This window comes from Natrarchaeobius versutus, from assembly GCF_041205745.1.
Classification (GTDB): Archaea; Halobacteriota; Halobacteria; order Halobacteriales; family Natrialbaceae; genus Natrarchaeobius; species Natrarchaeobius versutus.
In genome coordinates, this window is record NZ_JBGFCC010000012.1 from 41685 (window position 1) to 57408 (window position 15724).

18 protein-coding genes are annotated in these 15724 nt (G+C 61.0%); 11 read left to right on the forward strand and 7 right to left on the reverse strand.

The features are described from left to right. The first annotated feature begins 234 nt into the window (after positions 1-234). From AB7C87_RS21885 to AB7C87_RS21910, 6 genes are all read left to right on the forward strand, one after another. Positions 235-492, forward strand: coding sequence for a TetR/AcrR family transcriptional regulator (locus AB7C87_RS21885; RefSeq protein ID WP_369731646.1), 258 nt, complete (start codon positions 235-237; stop codon positions 490-492). Next, positions 489-731 (forward strand): hypothetical protein, encoded by a 243-nt coding sequence (locus tag AB7C87_RS21890; RefSeq protein ID WP_369731647.1) that lies wholly within the window; start codon positions 489-491, stop codon positions 729-731. Before AB7C87_RS21885 ends, AB7C87_RS21890 begins: the two co-directional genes overlap by 4 nt. A 269-nt stretch (positions 732-1000) precedes the next feature. Beyond that, the gene (locus AB7C87_RS21895; protein ID WP_369731648.1) at positions 1001-3064 is read left to right on the forward strand and encodes an ABC transporter ATP-binding protein; all 2064 of its coding nucleotides are present in this window, start codon (positions 1001-1003) and stop codon (positions 3062-3064) included. After that, on the forward strand, positions 3061-5055 hold the full coding sequence (locus AB7C87_RS21900) for an ABC transporter ATP-binding protein (protein ID WP_369731649.1): 1995 nt from the start codon (positions 3061-3063) through the stop codon (positions 5053-5055). Before AB7C87_RS21895 ends, AB7C87_RS21900 begins: the two co-directional genes overlap by 4 nt. Positions 5056-5309: 254 nt before the next feature. Continuing rightward, entirely contained in the window at positions 5310-5651 is a 342-nt protein-coding gene (locus AB7C87_RS21905; protein ID WP_369731650.1) for a toxin-antitoxin system TumE family protein, read from the forward strand. A 5-nt stretch (positions 5652-5656) separates the two neighbouring features. After that, positions 5657-6052 (forward strand): HVO_A0114 family putative DNA-binding protein, encoded by a 396-nt coding sequence (locus AB7C87_RS21910; protein ID WP_369731651.1) that lies wholly within the window; start codon positions 5657-5659, stop codon positions 6050-6052. 297 nt (positions 6053-6349) lie between these two features. On the opposite strand, the gene AB7C87_RS21915 is transcribed toward AB7C87_RS21910, so the two are convergent. The 5 genes from AB7C87_RS21915 to AB7C87_RS21935 all read right to left on the reverse strand — a co-directional run bounded on the left by AB7C87_RS21915 (position 6350) and on the right by AB7C87_RS21935 (position 8863). Continuing rightward, on the reverse strand, positions 6350-6676 hold the full coding sequence (locus AB7C87_RS21915; protein ID WP_369731652.1) for a hypothetical protein: 327 nt from the start codon (positions 6674-6676) through the stop codon (positions 6350-6352). 60 nt (positions 6677-6736) lie between these two features. Continuing rightward, positions 6737-6985, reverse strand: coding sequence for a hypothetical protein (locus AB7C87_RS21920; RefSeq protein WP_369731653.1), 249 nt, complete (start codon positions 6983-6985; stop codon positions 6737-6739). Between the two features lie 617 nt (positions 6986-7602). Further along, positions 7603-7788 (reverse strand): hypothetical protein, encoded by a 186-nt coding sequence (locus AB7C87_RS21925; protein WP_369731654.1) that lies wholly within the window; start codon positions 7786-7788, stop codon positions 7603-7605. Then, positions 7785-8135 carry a HalOD1 output domain-containing protein gene (locus tag AB7C87_RS21930; RefSeq protein WP_369731655.1) on the reverse strand — a complete coding sequence of 117 codons (351 nt, stop codon included), beginning with the start codon at positions 8133-8135 and terminating at the stop codon, positions 7785-7787. The genes AB7C87_RS21925 and AB7C87_RS21930 overlap by 4 nt, the downstream gene beginning before the upstream one ends. An 83-nt stretch (positions 8136-8218) precedes the next feature. After that, positions 8219-8863 carry a helix-turn-helix domain-containing protein gene (locus AB7C87_RS21935; RefSeq protein ID WP_369731656.1) on the reverse strand — a complete coding sequence of 215 codons (645 nt, stop codon included), beginning with the start codon at positions 8861-8863 and terminating at the stop codon, positions 8219-8221. Positions 8864-9294: 431 nt separating this feature from the next. Between AB7C87_RS21935 and AB7C87_RS21940 the strand changes: the two genes are divergently transcribed. From AB7C87_RS21940 to AB7C87_RS21955, 4 genes are all read left to right on the forward strand, one after another. Further along, positions 9295-9960: a helix-turn-helix domain-containing protein gene (locus AB7C87_RS21940; protein WP_369731657.1), complete on the forward strand. Its 666-nt coding sequence runs from the start codon at positions 9295-9297 to the stop codon at positions 9958-9960. Between the two features lie 91 nt (positions 9961-10051). Beyond that, on the forward strand, positions 10052-10426 hold the full coding sequence (locus AB7C87_RS21945) for a DUF7344 domain-containing protein (RefSeq protein ID WP_369731658.1): 375 nt from the start codon (positions 10052-10054) through the stop codon (positions 10424-10426). A gap of 352 nt (positions 10427-10778) precedes the next feature. After that, the gene (locus tag AB7C87_RS21950) at positions 10779-10994 is read left to right on the forward strand and encodes a hypothetical protein (RefSeq protein WP_369731659.1); all 216 of its coding nucleotides are present in this window, start codon (positions 10779-10781) and stop codon (positions 10992-10994) included. 713 nt (positions 10995-11707) lie between these two features. Then, positions 11708-12145, forward strand: coding sequence for a hypothetical protein (locus tag AB7C87_RS21955; RefSeq protein ID WP_369731660.1), 438 nt, complete (start codon positions 11708-11710; stop codon positions 12143-12145). 257 nt (positions 12146-12402) lie between these two features. On the opposite strand, the gene AB7C87_RS21960 is transcribed toward AB7C87_RS21955, so the two are convergent. Further along, positions 12403-13677 (reverse strand): DUF418 domain-containing protein, encoded by a 1275-nt coding sequence (locus AB7C87_RS21960; RefSeq protein ID WP_369731661.1) that lies wholly within the window; start codon positions 13675-13677, stop codon positions 12403-12405. A 496-nt stretch (positions 13678-14173) separates the two neighbouring features. Between AB7C87_RS21960 and mptA the strand changes: the two genes are divergently transcribed. Continuing rightward, positions 14174-15106, forward strand: coding sequence for a GTP cyclohydrolase MptA (mptA, locus tag AB7C87_RS21965; RefSeq protein WP_369731662.1), 933 nt, complete (start codon positions 14174-14176; stop codon positions 15104-15106). Between the two features lie 57 nt (positions 15107-15163). Here mptA and AB7C87_RS21970 read toward each other — a convergent pair whose 3' ends face one another. Beyond that, complete coding sequence (locus AB7C87_RS21970; protein ID WP_369731663.1) at positions 15164-15715, reverse strand: hypothetical protein; 552 nt, start codon at positions 15713-15715, stop codon at positions 15164-15166. Positions 15716-15724: the final 9 nt, after the last annotated feature.

Consider the following 15724-nt stretch of genomic DNA (forward strand, 5'->3'; position numbering starts at 1 on the left):
CGTGCTCCCGCCGTATATACTCCTTGTGACCAGAAGTACTTAAAGAAAGGATCGGATCTTCGGTCGAAGACGACCGCGCACCGTCGACGGTGACCGTTTGTGTGTTCCGAGTGATGTATCCGGGACGTCTCGACACTCGAGAACGGTATCGAGAGCATCAGGTGCACCGGTGGTATCCATTATTTTCCGATAGGAACCAACCACATATATCGGTCGAGTACTCAATCAAATGGTATGGATGTCGACAGGGGTACGAAACCGGAGATACTCGATGCCGCCTACTGCGTACTCGTCGATGCAGGCTACGCCGAGTTCACGACGCAAGCCGTCGCGGACGCCGCGGGTGTGAGCCAGTCGCTGGTCCACTACTATTTCGACACGAAACAGGGACTGGTTTGCGAGCTGTGGAGGTACGGACTGGATCAGTTGACGGACAAGGTCGAACGCCGCGCAGAGGCCGACGACCCCCGCGATTGGGTGCTCGAGACGTGATCACGTACGATCACCAGGTTCGCCACGAGTACTTTGCGAACGCGATCGACGACGGGATCGAGGCGGGCCCGTTTCGATCGGTCGATTCCAACGCGTTCGCCGGGTTGATCCTCGCGGCGATCGCGTCGGTACAGGCCCAGATCGCCATCTTCGGCGAAGGCGCCGAAACCGAACCGATCGTCGCCGCCATCGAGACGGTGATAACCGAGTATCTCGTACTCGAGGACGAGTCGTCGTGAGGCGAGACGACGACGTGTTTTACGGCCGCGCCGGATCCCGTCACGACCGGGTCGCAGAACTCGCTCCCGAGCCGGGGATCGTCGTGGGCCGTGTTACTGGAAGACACACCACCAGTAACGGGATAACCCACCCGCGAGCACACGGTTGTATGTTCACGTACGATCCCCGATCGTCGGCGAGGTCAGTTCCGGTCCAGTCGACGACCGCGGGCGTATCACATCGGCCCTCCCGCGTGTTCGAGGCCGCCTCCGAACGCGAGTGATCTCGCGTGTCGGAGGGAACAACATTCGATCCGCCGGATCACGTCGACACCCCCCTGTGGTTGTTGATCCGGCGCTACGCCCGCCCCCACGCGCTCCGGTACAGCCTCGCGGCCGTCGGGACGTTCATCGCTCAGATCCCCCAGCAACTCCCGGCGCTCGTGATCGGCGTCGCACTCGACGCGATTCTCCTCCGGGAGACGCCGTACGCGATCCCGCTCGTTCCGGACGCCTGGATTCCGACGACCACGTCCGGACAGGTCCAGTTCACCGTCGCCATACTCGTCGCCGCCTACGCCGTCGACGGCGTCGTGAGCTGGCTCGCCGGCCGACTCGAGGGAACGGCTCGACTCCGGACGCTCCACGAGATCCGGGTCGACACCTTCGAGGCCGTCGCGGGTCACGAGATGGCGTTTTTCGACCGCCACCAGACGGGCGACGTCATGAGCGTGCTCAACAACGACGTCTCCAACATGAACGGGTTCGGGAGCGACGTCTATCAGGGAATTCGGCTCTCGATGCAGGTGCTGGTCGCGTTCGCGTTCATGATGACGATTCACGTCCCGCTTGCGGCGCTGCTGGCGGTCATGCCGCTTCTGTTCGTCGGCCTCTGTCGCTGGTACATGATCCGCGTCGAGCCCCGATACGAGCGGGTCCGCGAGAGCGTCGGCCGGGTAAACGCGCGCCTCGAGGACAGCATCGAGGGCATCGCGACGGTCAAAGCCTTCGCGCGTGAAGACACGGAACGGGATCGACTCCAAGCCGCCTCGCGGTCGTACCTCGATCGAAACTGGTCGGTGATCCGGCTTCGGCTCGTCTTCAGCGTCGCGAGCTGGATCGTCGCCTCGTTCGCGTTCGTCGGCCTGTTCGCGGTCGGCGCCACCCTGATCGTCGCCGGCACGCCGTCGTGGTTCGGCGGCTCGCTGACTGCGGGGGCCCTCCTCACGTTCCTGATGTACAGCAAGTCGTTCTACCAGCCGATCAGACAGCTCATGCTGGACGTCATAGACAGCTACGAGGACGCGTTGGCCTCGAGCAAGCGCATCGTCTCGGTGCTGGAGGGGGACCATCCCGAGCGGGACGAGGGCCGAGAACTGACGGTCCCCGAGGGCCGCGTCGAGTACGACGACGTCTCCTTTACCTACGCGGGGGCCGACGAAGAAACGCTGACCAACGTGAGCGTCACGGCCGAACCCGGATCACTGGTCGGCATCGTCGGCCCCACGGGAGCAGGAAAGTCGACGCTGACGAAGCTGCTCTTTCGGTTCTACGAGCCGGACCGGGGTGCGATCCGGATCGACGGCACCGACGTCCGAGACGTCTCCCGACGAAGCCTGCGCGAACATCTCGGCTACGTCTCCCAGGATCCGTTCCTCTTCTACGGGACGGTGCGGAAGAACATTTCGTATGGGGTTCACGAGGTCGACCGAAGGGAGACCTCGGATAGAGTGAGCGGAGAGGAACGATCCGCGAGCCGCGAGACCGACTATCAGGAGGTCTCGGATAGCGCGAGCGGGGAGCGCGAGGCACAGCGTGCCTCGAGACCTGTCGACCACGCAGACGTCGTCGCCGCCGCGAAACTCGCGGGCGCCCACGAGTTCATCACCGACCTCACCGAGGGCTACGATACCCAGGTCGGTGAGCGCGGCGCGAGCCTCTCGGGTGGCCAGCGCCAGCGGATCGCCATCGCGCGGGCGATTCTGAAAGAGCCCGACGTCCTCGTTCTCGACGAGGCGACGAGCCACGTCGACAACGAGACCGAACGTCAGATCCAGCAAAGTATCGACGCGACGGCGGGCGAACAGACGACGATCGCGATCGCTCACCGATTGTCGACGGTTCGCAACGCCGATCTGATCCTCGTCGTCGACGACGGCGAGATCGTCGAGCGCGGCACCCGCGACGAACTCGTCGCCCAGGACGGCCTCTACGCCGATCTCTGGCGGGTGCAGGTCGGCGACCTCGAGGCCGTCTCCGAGGCGTTCCTCGAGCGCGCCCGTGCCCGCGTGGGCGAACCCGATCGGCGGCGCGTCGCGGGAGAGGCCGAGACGACCGAGGAGGTGTCACGATGAGCGACGACTCGAGTCGTGAGGGCGAAGGCGAGATCGCGGCCGCCGCCGACGAGCGGTGGCCGCTTGCCGCCCTGGTCCGCGAACACGGCCGCGGCGACCTGAAGTGGCTCGGCCTTGGTACCGCCACCTCCGTCGGCTCGCAGTTTCTCTCGAACATCGACATGTTGATCATCGGGCTGGCGTTCGACGCGATGTTCAACGACGAGCCGTACGCACTGTTCCTGGTGCCCGACGCCTGTATTCCGGCCGATCCGGCGGGACAGCTCCTGTTCACGGTCGCGCTGCTGGCAGGGGTGAAGGTGATCGACATCGGCCTGTCCATCTTCTCGCTATGGGCCCTGTTTCTGTTCGGCCAGCGCACCTTGTACCGCATCCGGGTCGCCGCCTACGACCACGTCCAGCGCTTGGACGCCGGCTTCTTCGACGACCAGCGGACCGGCGAGGTGATGAGCGTGCTCAACAACGACGTCAACTCCGTAGAGGAGTCGCTGACCCACGGCCCGAACCTGGCCGTCTTCGCGACGACGGTCTTCGTCAGTTCGATGCTGTACATGCTGATCCTGAACTGGCGGCTGGCGTTGCTCTCGCTCGCGCTTGCACCGATCATCGCCGTCGTCAACCGCTGGTTCAGCCGTCGCCACGAGCAGCGAAACGACGAAGTGCGCGAGGAGACCGGCATCCTGAACGCCGTACTCGAGACGAACGTCAGCGGAGCCGGGACGGTCAAGGCCTTCGGCGGCGAGCGCTACGAGACCGATCGGGTCACCACCGCCTCCGATGCCCAGCGCGAGGCGTCCTGGAACGCCCACCTCGTCGGCGTCCTCCACCAGCCGTCGATGCGGTTGCTCGCGGGCGCGGCGTTCGTCCTCACGCTGTTCGTCGGCACGGAGTGGGTCCTCGACGGCCGGTTCTGGATCTTCGCCGGAACGATCACCGCCGGCGAACTCATTCCGTTTCTCTTCTACACCCAGCGGCTCAGCCAACCGATGCGAATGGTGGCGTGGGTGGTCGGCCTCTACAAGGGCGGGAAAGCGGCCGCAAAGCGCGTCCTCGGCCTCCAGCGACTCGACCCGCCCCGCGAGGACGGCGACGTCGACCTCGAGAACCCACGCGGCGCGGTCAGCTACGAGAACGTCACGTTCGCGTACGGCGAGAGTACTGACGGGACAGATGGCGAGACGGGTGGAGTGGACGGCGAGAGCGGCGAGGCGGATGGCGACGAGGCGGACAGCGGCGAGGGAGAGAGCGACGAGCCGGTCCTCGAGGACGTCTCGTTCGACGTCGAGCCCGGCGAGACGATCGGCCTGGTCGGCCAGACCGGCGCCGGCAAGTCGACGCTGCTGAAGCTCCTGCTTGCGTACTACGATCCCACCGAGGGCCGGGTTACGGTCGACGGCCACGACCTCCGGGAGTGCTCGCGGTCGTCGCTTCGCGAGTCGATCGGGTACGTCCGACAGGATCCGTTCCTGTTTTCGGGGACGGTCCGGGAGAACATCGCGTACGGTGTGAGCGAGGCCGACAAACGGTCGACCGCCGATGGCGGTTCGAACCGCGACGTCTCGGACGAGGCGATCGAGGCCGCCGCCCGCGAGGCCGGTGCCCACGAGTTCATCACCGAACTGGACGACGGCTACGACACCGAAGTCGGCCAGCGCGGCGTTCGGCTCTCGGGCGGCCAGCGCCAGCGGATTGCCATCGCGCGCGTCCTGCTGACGAATCCCTCGATGTTCGTCTTCGACGAGGCGACGAGCCACGTCGACAACCGCACCGAAGTGCTAATCCAGCGCAGTCTCGAGCGACTCACCGCCGACAAGACGACGTTCGTGGTCGCCCACCGCCTCTCGACGGTGCGAAACGCCGACCGCATCCTCGTCCTCGAGGATGGCGAGATCGTCGAACGCGGAAGTCACGACGAGTTGCTCGAGCGCGACGGCGTCTACGCCGACCTCTGGCGGGTGCAGGTCGGCGAAATTGACGTCGGGACGCGGTGATCGCGTCGATAATCGGCCGATCTTCGGGAGGGAGGACGAACGAAAACGTCGGTCGTCGGCGACTACACCGAGTGCCGCGGCTCGAGAATCGAAGACGCGAGAGAAACCGACTTCCCGTCGTATCTTCACCTTGTAACCAGAGGCACTTAAAGGAATTCGGAAACATCCACAGCAATCTCCGCCGCGGAAATATAGTGAAATACGATGTGTTGAGGTACCTTTAACTCGTTGGCTAGCAAACCAACGAGTAGAGGATGGGTCCAGATGCAGACGAGTTCGATGGATACGAGCGAGCCAATGTGTACGACGACGGGACAGTCGTCCGGATCTCGATTCGACGATCCTCGGATGATGCCTACCCGTCCGGTTGGCGCTACACGTTCCATTACGGATCGCTCGTTCCAAACGAAGAGACCCTGGAGGATGGGACTATCCGCCGGTACGACAACTCCCACGAGGACACAAAGGGACACGAACTTCATGCTGCCCCAGATCCTGATCCAGAAATTATCGAGTTTCCTGGGATCGAACCACTGTACGAACGCTTCTGGAACGAAATTCCGAAACCAAAATTCGGCCCTACCACAGAGGACTGATACCCATGACTGCAACTAACGTGCTCCTGGTGACGATCGACGGTGGCACAGACATCTACAAAGAAGGCTTCGAGGCAATCCAGTCGCTGAAAGAGGATGAACCCATCGACAAACCCGCCACGCTCACCGTTCCCGACGAGAAAGTGCTGGGAGAGATCTTTAACGAGCGTACGTACGCACTGCTTCGAGTGATCCGCGAAGAAGAACCCTCGAGTATCCGTGAAACTGCCGATCTCGTCGATCGGGATAAAAAGAACGTCCACGAAGAACTGACTCGTCTGGAAGCACTCGGCGTTATTCGATTTGATGACGATGGTTACGCCAAGCGGCCCGTCTTCCCCTATGACAATCTCTTTATCACTCCATTCCGGAAAAACTCCTCGTCGTCTGCAGTGGCGTAATTCCATTGTCAGTGTCGCGTCGCTAGCAGTAGATGGGAGCGCGATTCTTTATCCAGGATCATATCTGAAACTAAAACGCAGTAACTACGTGCGCTTACTGACCGCCCTTCAACGTGTACGTGTCCGCGAGCGAAGCGAGCGGTTCACCGCCGGAGCGGGGTGAAACCCCGCGACGGCGGCCTTTTGGCATCAACGGGTTTTGCCGGAGGTTGAGGCTGGCGTCGAAGACGCCAGCCGATTCCCCCGGTAAAAGAGGTTGCTGTGCGTATCGTTCGTCGGAACGTCGCGAAGAAGGTATTAAACCGTTCGACGACACCTCAACAGCCCCTGAAATGATTCGGAAGCCGCGTTCGCGGACGCCCGCGCCACCCCCGGCAGTCGAGACATCCGCGGGTCGACGCCGGGCGCGGCGTCGAGGTGATCGGACGGCCGAAGCCACGACGCGGCCCCTTGAGCGAACGCGACAAGGCATCCATCGACGACCGGCCGCCACGAACCGGTTTCACCCGACGGCTGGCCGCCGAACGTGTCGACGGTCTCCGGCGGAGTCACCCCTCGGAGAGACGGCTCTCCCGTGACAGATCCGTAGAACAGCGCCTCGAGACGCGCAGTTACTCGACGCACTCGGGCGGTTTCTCGTGCGGGACGTCTACACTACCCGTGACACTACACGTGACAATTCGGTCAGCCCGGAAACTCCTTATCAGAGTGTAATCGTAGCGCGATACCATTGATTAGGGCCAGTAGGAGGATCATCACCGACAGCGCTACTACTATGAATACCAGTACTTCGACGACGTGCGCCGGGTTGATCAAAATCGTAGTAGCCACAACACCGAAGAAGATCCCTGGAAGGAGTGCGGTAAGAGCGATCGATATATTGACTATGAAGCTATCCCAACTGTGGAATGCGACGGATAGTATCTTCGTCATTTTGGACTAATTAGTTCGTGTGCAGCGAATGTTCCCGCCACTCAGACTACTACCCGGACCACACCTGACGGACTCTTCACCAGTTATTCCTGCGTCTGCTGGATGATCTGGTGCAGCATCAGAGGCAACTAACTGTCTGAGTTGGTAGAGTATCGTATGGAACCTGCTTTGGAGGGACATGTGCTCACGTCAATATATAAGAAAATAGACATTTAAGGGTTTGGACACACTATCCATTTCTGCTCAGTACACCAGCTGTACGTATCGAATTAGAGAACCTGCGTGGTTGGTGCGAGGGCTGCTCTATGATCCCTGGTGGTGCAGTAGTGGTCGACACGTTGCACTCGAGAACCCACTCGTCCAGCTCGGAGCGATCACTCGAGAGTCGAACCCCGTCCTCGAGTGCGGTGGCTCGAGGATCGAAGACGTGTTAGAAGCCGACTTCCCGTCGTATCTTCACCTTGTGACCAGAAGCACGTAAAAAAACTCGAGTGGTGGTCGGTGGACCCCGCGTCTTCAGCCGAGGTTCGCCTTGAGCGCCGAACCGCGATCTCTCTGCGCGCTTCGTCGTGTTGTCCCGGTGTGGTAGTGGCGATTCGAGAACCGATCGTCGTCGGTCACTCCGAAAGCTCGTTCTTCTCGACTTCCGTGACGATCACGTCCCAGTCGGGATGTTCGGCTCCATTCCGACACTCGAATCCGCCTTCCACGTCGATTCCACCCTCGTAGGCCCTGCGAAGGAGGGTTTTCAGCTCCGCGTTCAATTCCTCCTTCGACGTAACCGAGGGCTCCTCGGAAGTCATCGTCCCGTGCCCCGTTCGTTTTTCTCCGCTGTGAGTTCGTGTTCCGGTGAGATGGAGATCACGCCGTAGCTGTGTACGGTTATCGCGTGCCCCTCGTGCGTGAATGCGACGTGAGAATCTCCGTTCGCTCCGTTTCGAACGCGGACGAGTGCATCTAATTCGTCGGGATCGAGCGTAGAATAGAGTGGGTCCAGTTCTACCGGACCAGTGTCCATTGCATCCGCCAGCGTTGCGATAACAGCCACGCTCGCGGGCGTCTTCTCCTGATCGAATTGTGTGCGAACAGTCCCAGATTCCTGAACGTACTCGACCGCTTCGACTCCAACCCCAGATACCGTTGTGTCCATTCTGCCTGATTCTAGCCGTCTGTGTCGGTTCAACGAGTGTACTGATTATACAGAGGGTTTAAATAGAACATCTGCTCGAGCGGTCACAACGAACTGGTAAGCGTCGCTCCAATGAGGCGTCGGTGGCCGCGTCGAAGACGTGACGATAGTGATTGCTGGGTGATGCCGAGTTCGTCAGCGACCTCCTCGAGTGACGTCTCGCGTGGGGTGTCGAAGTAGCCCCGTTCGTAGGCCAATATCAGCGCCTCGCGTTGGGTCTCGGTCAACTCGTAGCCCTCCCCCCGGATCGGGAGCATGGCGTGGACGGCGGTGATCGCGATCTCGATATCGGTTTCCTGACAATAATCTCGAAACTCGGCGATTTCCTCCTGACCCTCGGCGCGCACCTCGAATCGCCACTCGTCTTTCGTCCCGATTCCGGAGAGCACGACGACGTTGGCCTTGGCAAGCGCACTCAGGATACCGAAGTATTCTTGGTCCCACTCGGCACGCATGAGATACTCGTCTTCGACGCTATCGACCAGTCGGATATTGCTCACGCCAGCGTGTCGTTCGAACGATGCTTCGATGTCCTCCGCTTTCGCACCGCGGACCCAAAAATACGGGACAATCAGCGTCTCGTGTGGAATGAGTCGTTCCAGTTCGACGGTCACTCCCGGCAAGTTCTCGAAAATACTCCCCAGCGGAAACTCCTCCGTCGGACTCGTAAACTCCATTACAGTCGCCATACGAAAGCCTTCGTCTGACGGACGAATAACCGACGTGGGTGATATGCCATGGCTTCGAGACGCGCCAACCCACCGGTGATCGCCGGAATATATAGTACACGTCGAAAGTCATTGCCCACCCCGTCACGAACATCGGCGGCCAGCCTCGGTAATGAGGCCGAGGCTGGCTGCCTGGCTGTGACGGGGTGTACATCGTTTCAACGAGTACTATAGTAACAACTGAAACGATGTACACACCGCTCGCAGTCATTGCCCGGAGACCGACCCGATTGGGTAGTCTCCGGGCGGATTATCGCGAGCGGGTGTGCGATGACGTTCAGTGGCGACTATAGTGTGCGCTGCGAGCGGGGTGTACGTCTGGTATCACAGCCCCATGGTACACCAAGTCACCTCCTTTTGTACGACCGAGCAATCTAGTTTTACAAGCGAGTATGAGTGTGATAACGGAGGTTCGCATCCCATCCGATGATTTCGAACTCGGCCAAATCCTCAGTCTCGAGCAGGCGTCGGCCGTCGAACTCGAAACGCTCGTCCCGAGTGGGGACGCTACCGTGCCGCTCTTCTGGGTCTACGAACCGGTCGGAAACGGTTTTCTCGAGACCGTCGAACGCTATCCAACTGTCAACAACGTCACGGAGGTGGACGCCTTCGACGACCAGACGCTGTTCAGGATCGACTGGGATGCGACCCAGGACCACCTTTTTCAGTGTATCTTGGAACACGACGGGCAAATACTGAGTGCGACTGGGGCACCCGAAGGGTGGAATTTCGAGATCCGATTCTCAGACCGCGAGGCGTTGAGTCAGTGCCAGGACTGTTGTGAGGACGCACACATCTCCCTGAAGATAACCCGAATATACAATCCAACGACCCCCGAGGCTGGACCGTGGTACGGCTTGAGCCAGCCCCAACGAGAGGCGCTGACGCTTGCCGTCCAAATGGGATACTACGACATACCACGAGGCTGTACGACCGCGGAGCTAGCCGACGAGCTCGGGATTTCAGATCAGGCAGTGACGGAACGACTGCGTCGTGCCATTGGTACGTTCGGGAGGTACGCACTTCTCACTCCCGAGTCAGCGACGAAAGTGGACTGATCGATCCCATGACACACAATGGAGCAGAACCAGACAGTTGGGCCGACGCTAGGTGAGTATGGACGAGAATAGAGAGCTGGGGACACGTGATATGCAGTCAATTGGGGGGGTTTCCGACTCTTCAGGGCACGAGAGACCGATCTCTCCCGATACGATTCTGCCGGCAGTAGCGAACGAACACCGACGCGCCATCCTCGACGCGTTGGACAACGCATCCGAGAAGACACTGGAATACGACGTGCTCGTCGATCGCGTTGCAGACCGGGTTCGAGACGAAAACGCGAAACGGGAGTCGGACGAACACCGGCGACGTATCCGGATCGCACTCCACCATACCCACCTTCCAAAACTGAAAGACGCTCGGATAATCGACGATGAGGCTGAAACGGATACGATCCGGTTCGTTGGCGGTGAACTGGAACGAAATCTCCTGACGCTGGTCGAAGCGTACGACGGCCACGAGTGATACGGATTACTGTAACGGTTTACCGGCGCAACCGCCGCATGGATCGTGGTTGCGCCGGAAATGACTGACAGTGAACCGTATGAGGTGTGATCGAGTAGCTCCAGTTTCGAACCACTCTCCAACCCGGCGCGATCGCTCGAGAGTCGAACCCACCCTCGAGCGCCGCGACTCGAGAATCGAAGACACGAGAGAAAACTCCCCGTCGTATCTTCAGCTTGTGACCAGAGACACGTAAAGGAACCCGGCGCTCGAGGGTGTGTTACTCGTTCGCGAGGAAAGAAGACGACGGCTCTCGAGCATCCGCGCGCGAGTACCCCCGGCTCGAGTCAGCCGTCGGCGTGCGATTCGGACGATGCGAGATTCGGAAGCCGCGTTCGCGGACACCCGCGCCACCCCCGGCGGTCGAGGCGTCCGCGGGTCGACGCCGGTCGGGCGTCGCGGCGAACCGGACGGCCGGGGGCCACGACGCGGCCGCTCGAGCGAACGCGGCGAGGCGTCCGTCGACCGACCGCCGAACGCGTCGGCGGCCGCCGGCGGGTCGCCCCTCGGAGAGACGTCTCCCCCGTGACGGATCCGTAGAACGGGGCCTCGAGACGCGTCGCTCCCCGACGCAGTCGGGCGGTTTGTCGTGCGGGACGTTTATGTCCCGCGAGCGGATACGCAATCATGGCTTCGGCCGCACGGTGGAAGCCACGTCTCGGGTGCCCTTATCACCCGGGGCATTTCGGCGCATGCCCCTCGCGGCGGTTAGAGACGGTGACTTCCAGAGTTGAGTATCACGCATAGAGGCTTATATCTACTGGTGATTTCCTCGAGAAAAAGAGCGTCTCGAGCGAAACGTGGCGCGAGGGAGTCACGGAGCGCTTCCTCCGGTGTTAATTCATTCACTTCGATGGCGAATTGGTCGATTCGTAGGTATGCTGATTGAACGGTTCACTCACCGGAGTCGATGTGGCGATGAGCCGTTCTGCTATCGTGGCAACGGGGAGTAGCCACGTCCTCCCCAACCGATTCGCTCCCGCTGGTCGCTCATCCCTCACACGGGTTCGGTCGAGCATCCTCCCGTTCGGTCGGCCGCTCGACAGCGCGCGCCACCGCACGTGGTTAGCCAGGTGCGGAACGGTAACTACACAGCCTGTACTGACTGCTGTGACCGTTCGACTGTGGGAAGAACTGGACAATCGTCGCGGTTACTACAGCGTTCAAATCATAGAGATAGTCTAAGTAATTATTATCCTATTTTAAGGATATCTTTACCTACGACCTACCTAATATATCGACATGAAACGGCGAACGGCCCTTATTGGTACCGGGCTTGCAGCGACAACTGCACTCGCTGGCTGTCTCGATAGCGTTCCAGGAATCGCGCGTGATACCGAGTTCGAAGAGGTAGATGCGGAGTTGGCCATCGAGGACCCACCGAACGTGACCGTCGATGATGGGACCGTCATCGTCGAAGGCACCATCCAGTACGGTTCGAGCAGTTGCGGAACAGTCGAACTGGCTCATACAGAATATGGAGAGCGAGAACGCCGGCTCGATCTCCTTATCGTCGCTGAGACTGAACCGAGTTGGTTGCCTCGTGGCTGTACGGACGACCTCGTCGAGACAGGATACCGCGTCGAGGTTCCGGCCAGCGATAGCCTCCATTTCGTCGCCGTCACCGAACATCACGTCTTCGGTGAGGCGTACTCGACGACCCTCGATGTTACCGAGTGATGGGCAGTACACGTACTGTGATAGTTCAACTGATCTCGCCGATACGCTACGCTCACGGACTCGCTCGTCTCGTCCAGCCCGGCGCGATCGCTCGAGAGTCGAACCCACCCTCGAGTGCCGTGGCTCGAGGATCGAAGACACGAGAGAAGCCGGCTTCCCGTCGTATCTTCACCTTGTGACCAGAGATACTTAAACGAACGCGGCGCTCGAGTCCACGTCGCGAGACTCCCGTTCAGCTGAAACCCGAAAACAGGTATTTACGACTCGAGACGCATCGGCTGACGTTGGCGGTACGTAAGCGTCCGCCATACCCATTCGACCGGGCCGAACCGGAAGCGGCCCAACCACCACACCGACAGTGGAATCTGAATCGCCCAGATCAGCACGACCACTCCCAGTAACTCCAGGTATCCCAACTGACCGAACAACCCGAGTCCGTACCCGTAGAAGATCGACGTTGCGATGACGGTTTGGAGCAGATAGTTCGAGAACGCGGTCCGACCAACCGCGGCCAACGCGTGGACGGCGAGTCCGTCGCGGAGCCACCGGCAGAGCAACATAATCCCCGCGAGGTAGCCGGTTGCAAGGAACAGTGCACCCCAGTAATTGAACTGGAACGCGAGCGTAAGGACCGGGATCGTCTCCCAGGCAAACGCCTCTCGGAGCCACACCCCGACGAGGACGAGTGCAAGTCCGAAGCCACCCGCGACAACGAGGAGGTGTTTGTAAAAGCGTGTGCTCCGCTGATTGGAGATGACACCCCACTTGTAGAGTGCCATTCCGATGATCATCATTCCACCGAGCATCCAGAACGCCTCGAAGACGAACCCGAGCGTGTGAAACTCGAGGATGACGGGGATGCGATGAGCGACCTGATCGAGCCAGCCGCCTCGATAGATCTCGAGTTCCCGTTCGGGCGAGAATCCCGCGCCGAACGCAGCGAGGAGCTCTCCCTCGAGCTCGGCCCGCCCATCCTCCGAGAAGGAGAGATATCCCACTCCCGTCAAGAGGTACAGCATGGATGGAATCGAGAACATAGCGGTGCCGAGTATGAGCTGACGGCTGGGCCGCCATCGCCACACCCAGACCACGAGGAACCCACAGAGAGCGTAGAAGACGAGGATATCGCCGTACCACAGCAGGTACGCGTGGCCCAGCCCGATGACGAGCAACCAGAACGTCCTGGAGAAGTGTAACCTCCGGCCGGGCTGGCCCTTCCGCTCTTTCGATTCCAGAAAGAGGACCATCCCGGCACCGAACAGGAACGTAAACAGGGTCACGAACTTCTGTTCGAAGAACACGTGGCTGACCGCCCACGCGAGGTAGTTGGCGCCGGTAAAGTCGCCGTAGAGGGTTGGATTGAACTGCGCGATCGTCGGCATCCCGAACAACCAGATGTTGATGACCAGAATCCCGAGCAAGGCAAACCCACGGAGGGCGTCGAGGGCGACGATCCTGTCAGCGGGGGCCGTTGGACCAGATTCGTCTGAGCCCGGTGTCGTCTCCGGATTACTGGACGTATTCCTCGGCATGAAAACAGTCTATTTTCACGATAGTAAAACCCGTTTGATCTGCACCAGCGACTCTCTGGGTGTTGTACGTCGTTTTTGCCTCGCCAGTTGACGTATGGGTCAGACGGTACTGCGATAGATCGCTCACCTGCAAATATCGAAAGGGAGGGGCTTCGTAGTCGGTGTGAGGGGCGTTCTATGACTCCTTGGTGGTGCGATAGCTATGGTCCGATCGTCGTGTTGCGCTCGAAAACCCACCCGTCCAGCCCGGAGCGATCGCTCGCGGGACGAACCCCACCCTCGAGCGCTGTGGCTCGAGGATCGAAGACACGAGAGAAGCCGGCTTCCCGTCGTATCTTCACCTTGTGACCAGAAGTACTTAAAGAGGCTCGAACGACCGGGTGAAGGAGCCAGCGGTGTGCGCGGAGGGGTCGCCGCGAGCGCGAACCACGACTCCCCTCTCCGTCGAGGTGCCCCTTCCGAAAGGCCTAATCGCCCGCTGGCCCGAGTACGGCCAATGAGTCACCAGCTTCCGGACGTGCAGGCGACGTCACCCGACGTCACCGTCGGTCTGAGTCAGGTCGGCGTCACCGGCGTCGAAAAGCTCGTCAAGATCGCCCGCGAGGACAAGCGCCCGCTCGTCTTTACGGCGGAGTTCGAGGTCTTCGTCGACCTCCCCGCCTGGCGAAAGGGCGCGGACATGAGCCGCAACATGGAGGTTATCGACGAGATTTTAGAGGACGCGACCCGCGAAGAGGCCTACCGCGTCGAGGAGGTCTGTGGCGACGCCGCCGAACGCTTACTCGAGAAACACGACTACACCTCGAAGGCCCAGGTCTCGATGGAGGCGGAGTTCATGCGCCGCGAGCAGACGCCGGCAACCGACCGCGAGACTCAACACACCGTCGACATCGTCGCCGCCGCGACGGCGACCGACGCGGGTACCCGCGAGGAGATCGGCGCGAAAGTGACGGGAATGACCGTCTGTCCGTGCTCACAGGGGATGTCCGCCGCGCGGGCGAAACAGACGCTCGAGGATCTCGACGTCGACGAAGAGACGATCACCCAGTTCTTAGAGGAAGTCCCACAGCCGGGCCACTCCCAGCGTGGACACGCGACACTGACCGTCGAGGCCACCGGCGACCCGAACGTCGACTTGAACGACGTCATCGATATCGCCCGCGACGCGATGAGCGCGCGCATCTACAACCTCGCGAAACGCCCCGACGAGGATCACATGACCTTCGCGGCCCACTCGGACGCGAAATTCGTCGAAGACTGCGTGCGATCGATGGCCGAAGGCGTCGTCGACGAGTTCGACCACCTCGCGGACGACGCCGTCATCACGATGAAACAGTCGAACGACGAGTCGATCCACCAGCACAACGCCCACGCCGAGCGCGTCGTCGAGATGACGACGCTTCGCGAAGAGGTCAACGGCGACGAGTAACACGATCGTCGCCCTCTCGAGTCTCCGTCTCTGGTGATAGAATCCGACGCTCGCCGGCTACGCGCCGTGACCGTTGCCAGCACCGGGGTTCGAATTCGATCGGCAATACTCGAGTCCGGCCGCGATCAGCGCTGACAGCGCGGACAGCCAGACCGCGCTCAACGCCAGTCCAACGACCACGACGGGATAGGAGTGGATCGCAAGCGGCGCCAACAGGAGCAACGGAACGACCGCGAGATAGAACACCGGATCGAGGGCCGTCGCGAGCCACCCGGGACCGATCCCCGCCATCTCGGCCAGCGCCCAGCCGATCAGACCGACAGTCAGAACGGCGAAGACGGCGAGCGTTCGTCGATCCGGAAGGAACACCCGACCGAGCCACGAGTCCGCCGCGTTACGGTCGTGAAATCGAACCGAGACGACGACGGAAGCGAGGGCCGCAAACGCCGCCGCACCGACGAGCGCCGCGCCGAAACCGAGCGCGATCACCAGCGGCGAGGGGTCGAACGGCGGATGGTGGACGCTTGCGACGTCCCTATTGAGGTACCAAACTGCCGGAAACAACACCCCAACGAACGGAACGACCGCGCCACGAACGGAGGGTTTCATAGATACGAG

Excerpts from the sequence above, each read along its gene's own strand:
- AB7C87_RS21945 (WP_369731658.1), top strand. The coding sequence starts at position 10,052 with ATGCAGTCAATTGGGGGGGTTTCCGACTCTTCAGGGCACGAGAGACCG.
- AB7C87_RS21935 (WP_369731656.1), bottom strand. The coding sequence starts at position 8,863 with ATGGCGACTGTAATGGAGTTTACGAGTCCGACGGAGGAGTTTCCGCTG.
- mptA (WP_369731662.1), top strand. The coding sequence starts at position 14,174 with ATGAGTCACCAGCTTCCGGACGTGCAGGCGACGTCACCCGACGTCACC.
- AB7C87_RS21970 (WP_369731663.1), bottom strand. The coding sequence starts at position 15,715 with ATGAAACCCTCCGTTCGTGGCGCGGTCGTTCCGTTCGTTGGGGTGTTG.
- AB7C87_RS21950 (WP_369731659.1), top strand. The coding sequence starts at position 10,779 with ATGCGAGATTCGGAAGCCGCGTTCGCGGACACCCGCGCCACCCCCGGC.
- AB7C87_RS21930 (WP_369731655.1), bottom strand. The coding sequence starts at position 8,135 with ATGGACACAACGGTATCTGGGGTTGGAGTCGAAGCGGTCGAGTACGTT.
- AB7C87_RS21940 (WP_369731657.1), top strand. The coding sequence starts at position 9,295 with ATGAGTGTGATAACGGAGGTTCGCATCCCATCCGATGATTTCGAACTC.
- AB7C87_RS21920 (WP_369731653.1), bottom strand. The coding sequence starts at position 6,985 with ATGACGAAGATACTATCCGTCGCATTCCACAGTTGGGATAGCTTCATA.
- AB7C87_RS21885 (WP_369731646.1), top strand. The coding sequence starts at position 235 with ATGGATGTCGACAGGGGTACGAAACCGGAGATACTCGATGCCGCCTAC.
- AB7C87_RS21910 (WP_369731651.1), top strand. The coding sequence starts at position 5,657 with ATGACTGCAACTAACGTGCTCCTGGTGACGATCGACGGTGGCACAGAC.
- AB7C87_RS21960 (WP_369731661.1), bottom strand. The coding sequence starts at position 13,677 with ATGCCGAGGAATACGTCCAGTAATCCGGAGACGACACCGGGCTCAGAC.
- AB7C87_RS21905 (WP_369731650.1), top strand. The coding sequence starts at position 5,310 with ATGGGTCCAGATGCAGACGAGTTCGATGGATACGAGCGAGCCAATGTG.
- AB7C87_RS21925 (WP_369731654.1), bottom strand. The coding sequence starts at position 7,788 with ATGACTTCCGAGGAGCCCTCGGTTACGTCGAAGGAGGAATTGAACGCG.
- AB7C87_RS21955 (WP_369731660.1), top strand. The coding sequence starts at position 11,708 with ATGAAACGGCGAACGGCCCTTATTGGTACCGGGCTTGCAGCGACAACT.
- AB7C87_RS21900 (WP_369731649.1), top strand. The coding sequence starts at position 3,061 with ATGAGCGACGACTCGAGTCGTGAGGGCGAAGGCGAGATCGCGGCCGCC.